The 2174-nt window shown below is 33.5% G+C and carries 2 protein-coding genes and 1 pseudogene; 2 read left to right on the top strand and 1 reads right to left on the bottom strand.

Annotated elements, in window-relative coordinates:
• Both AC1DSL_RS17480 and AC1DSL_RS17485 read left to right on the top strand, forming a co-directional pair.
• Window positions 1-655, top strand: a 655-nt coding sequence (locus AC1DSL_RS17480; protein WP_477533204.1) for a GerAB/ArcD/ProY family transporter, incomplete at its 5' end; no start/stop codon positions are given.
• Window positions 652-1764 (top strand): Ger(x)C family spore germination protein, encoded by a 1113-nt coding sequence (locus AC1DSL_RS17485; RefSeq protein ID WP_477533205.1) that lies wholly within the window; start codon window positions 652-654, stop codon window positions 1762-1764. The genes AC1DSL_RS17480 and AC1DSL_RS17485, both read left to right, overlap by 4 nt.
• A gap of 71 nt (window positions 1765-1835) precedes the next feature.
• Here AC1DSL_RS17485 and AC1DSL_RS17490 read toward each other — a convergent pair.
• A pseudogene (locus AC1DSL_RS17490) lies at window positions 1836-2006 on the bottom strand (IS110 family transposase); the annotation flags it as partial.
• Window positions 2007-2174 lie beyond the last annotated feature (168 nt).

A 2174-nucleotide genomic window follows, 5' to 3' on the forward strand; every position in this document is an offset into this window, starting at 1 on the left:
TCTAGCTTCTACGCTGATAATCGTATTACTGTTTATTACTCTTTTCACTCTAATACTTCCGAAAGAGATTCAATTCATCCTTCCGATTGGGAGTTCAGGCATTAAAAACATTCTAATTGGCAGCAAGAGTGCATTACTTTCGAAGTTGGGTTTTGAAGGATTATTGTTTTTATTTCCCTTTATTATTCATAATAACAAAGGAGTATTAAAAACCATATCAATGGCAAATATCTTTGTCACAGGCTTCTACACCTATTTGGTCTTCATTTGTTTAATCAGTTTTAGTCCTGATCAATTGAATCAAATAAGAGAGCCAGTGTTATATCTTTTAAGGGGTCTATCTTATAAAATGATTGATCGCGTAGATTTGATTTTTCTCTCGATTTGGATTGTACCAATGACAACGTCAATTATTGCTTATTTATTCCTTGCAAGTAAAAGTATTAGTAATGAGAAAAAGTCTTATAAAAAGATTGTCGTGATAAATGGAATTCTTATATTTCTGATTTCACTTATTCCTCATACTGATGAAGTCACGTTTCTTTTTAACAAATTTGTTTCTTATTTAAGTTATGCCGTTGTCTTTGTCATTCCAGCTCTCCTATTAATTCTGTCAATCATATTTAAAAAGCATGAAACTGGTGATACAGCTTGAGAAAAAGACTCTTACTGATTTTGATAATCATAAATATCTTTTTGGCAGGTTGTTGGGACCAACACCAGCTTGTTAATAAAACACTCGTAAACGGAATCAGTTTTGATTTAACAGAAGAAGGCAAAATACACGCTACAGTTCGAGCCTTGAATATAAAAAGTAAAGGAGGAGGACAATTTGAAATTGAAGATGAACTTGTGAGTGCTGAAAGACCTACTTTGGCGGGTTTAGCAATCGATATTAATAGCATGACAGCTGGGCAGGTGGATTTCAGTCAAGCACATATTATTTTAATCGGTGATGAATTGGCTCAAAATGGGATTCATCAATTACTAGATCCTTTTTATCGAGGAAAAGAATCGAATATTGTAGCCAAAATTGCGATTACAAAAGGTAAAGCAGAAGATATCATATCTTCAGAAAAAGAAAAAAGCCCGATTGCATTCTTTATTTTACAAGCGATTGAAGGAGCAGAGGAATCTACCTTAATACCAGAAGAAACTATTTTTACTGTATGGACAAACATTCAAACTACGGGCAAAGATTTTATCTTACCCTATTTAGAAAAAGGAGAATCAGATAAAATTGCGATTGCTGGGGTAGCCCTTTTTAATGGAGATAAGTTTTCTGGAAAAACCTTATCAAAGGAGCAAAGCAGTTTATTATTACTATTACTCGATCAATTAAAAAAGACGAACAATATGGAACTCATGCTAAATCAAGCGAGTGAAGAAGATCGATCCATTGCTTTTTCTACACGGAAGATGAAAAGAAACATGGAGATAAAGGTAGACAAAACAAGTGGAGATATAACTTGTATCATAGATATTAGCATCCAAATAGAAGTGAATACCTATCCACAAAATCTCAATAAAGATTTAAATATAAAAAAATTAAATAAAGAAATTTCTGTAGAATTAACCAATCAGGCTAAGGAAGTCATCGCTATTCTTTTACAAGCAAATTGCGATGCATTTGGGATTGGAATGAGATTAGCTAATACACATCCTGACTTATGGAAGAAAATGAATTGGGATGAAGATTTTAAAAATGTTCAAATAGAGCCAAAAGTTAATGTAAGTATTATAAAAACAGGTGCTGTCTATTAGACATTACCTGTTTTTATTTTTCAATAACGAAGAATTTCGAGACTTGGTAACTGTGGAACTCTCATCCCCTCCTCATGTTTGGTTGGTAAATTATCATCCAGTTCTTTCGAACGTTTGACGTGCATTGGATTGACCATGACGAGTGGGATTCCATATTGGTCTAGGAAATAAGCTAAATTCATCCAGCTGTGACCCGTAGGTTCAATTTCAATAACTACTTCTGTCTTCTGAGTTTCTTTCATCGTTGAATCCTCTTTTTCTTGCAAGCCCCCGGCAATCTTTCTAACAGGAATGCTGCCCCTTTAGTTAAGATGCAACTTCTCTTCTATTACATATCATTTATGACGAAGTAAACTTCATTCAAATCTTGCCTTAGTATTTATCTCATCTTTAACCCATCTTTATTTACG

This window comes from Paenisporosarcina sp. P4_D4 (assembly GCF_056401835.1).